A 1,048-nucleotide genomic window follows, 5' to 3' on the forward strand; every position below is an offset into this window, starting at 1 on the left:
CAAGCTTTGAACGAATTAAGTGAAGATCGTGCTCAACTCATTAGGTATGAACGAGAACTTTTGCTTGCATCAGGTTATGATGCCTCTCGTATCTAACGAGTTTTAGCTTAACATAGGTAAAAGGAAAGGAGCTCAGTGAGCTCCTTTTTATATGAACAATCGAGTGTATTGTTGGGTTTATAAACCCATATCCGATGTGATTTCTTTGATCTGTTTGAGATCCATTTTGTAGACTTCAATTAGTTGATCGATTTGGCTAAGTCGAGAATTTGCTTCATCGTGCTTATCGCAAGCATCGGATTTTACATCCCACGACTTCCCTTCTAAGAACACATCACACTCTTTCTTCAGCTTGTCGATTTTCGGCAATAGCTTCTCTCGCTCTTTCTCTAACGCTTCTAGATCTTGCGAGATTTTGAGTTCTTTCTGGAATACTTCACGAGAGCGTTCAAACATGGTTGCTTGCATATCCGCCTGGCGAGTGAGCTTTTCATTCTCTGTCTTGCTCGAGCTCAACTTGTCATTCTGTTGCTTTACTTGAGATTCCAAAGACAAGTTAACCTTCTCGACCTCGGTAAGCTGAGCTTGTAATTTTTTCAGCGCTTTCTGATGTGCGGCGTCCTTTTCTGCGAGCAGTGCATCCACTTTCTCTTGGATTTCTTTGTCTAGCGATTCTTCACGAGTTTTAACTTGAGAAACTAACGCGGTTTTATCTTGCGCAAGCGCTTGATATTTATCTTCTAAAACTTGGTAAGTAGATTCCCATTTATTCGCCGTCAAAACAGAGCCAGCCAAGCCCCCAAATGCCAAGCCTAGTACCGCTGCAATTGCGATATATATGTGTGTGCGTTTGTCACGTTCCTCAATGACAACCACTTCATCTTGTTCTTCAATATTTTTTTGAGAAGTCACCGTATATTACTCCAAGGACTCTTCTATCTTGCTAGCGAATCAGTTCCGCAATCACAATGGATGCGGTATAAATCAGGAATGCGCCAATCAATGTTATGACGGTCGCTTTTTGGACTTTTTCATTGGTTCGATAACG

Annotated in this window: 1 protein-coding gene; it reads right to left on the minus strand. The window is 41.5% G+C overall.

Going from position 1 to position 1,048, the window contains the following annotated elements; genetic code table 11:
- Positions 1-177: 177 nt before the first annotated feature.
- Positions 178-912, minus strand: a complete 735-nt coding sequence (locus tag R7Q38_RS24800; protein ID WP_005464478.1) for a hypothetical protein — start codon at positions 910-912, stop codon at positions 178-180.
- Between the last annotated feature and the right edge of the window lie 136 nt (positions 913-1,048).

Source organism: Vibrio sp. Vb0598, assembly GCF_033338935.1.
GTDB classification, from domain to species: Bacteria; Pseudomonadota; Gammaproteobacteria; order Enterobacterales; family Vibrionaceae; genus Vibrio; species Vibrio alginolyticus.